Raw genomic sequence first — 267 nt, 5'->3', positions numbered from 1 at the left:
ATCCAGGTCGAGCACGGTGTCAGCGAGATGATCTCTGGGGTCGACCTGGTCGGTCTCCAACTCATCGTGGCTTCCGGCGATCCGCTCGGGCTGACCCAAGACGACATCGGGCTGTCCGGACATGCGATCGAATGCCGCATCAATGCCGAGGACCCGCTCGACGGCTTCCGCCCGTCGCCGGGCCGGTTGACGATGTGGCAGCCACCCGACGCCGATGAGGACATCCGCGTCGACTCGCACTGCTATCCGGGCTATCTGATCCCGCCG

The 267-nt window shown here is 65.5% G+C and carries 1 protein-coding gene (only partly in view); it reads left to right on the top strand.

What is annotated here, in order from left to right; all coding sequences use genetic code 11:
* On the top strand, positions 1-267 hold part of the coding region annotated (locus GEV06_29210) for an acetyl-CoA carboxylase biotin carboxylase subunit (protein ID MPZ21916.1) (this coding region is incomplete at both ends). The annotated region extends 288 nt beyond the left edge of the window; 267 of 555 annotated nt are visible.

Source organism: Luteitalea sp., assembly GCA_009377605.1.
Classification (GTDB): domain Bacteria; phylum Acidobacteriota; class Vicinamibacteria; order Vicinamibacterales; family Vicinamibacteraceae; genus WHTT01.
Note: the sequence above shows the minus strand (reverse complement) of the source record. Positions and strands in the feature narration are given on the sequence as shown.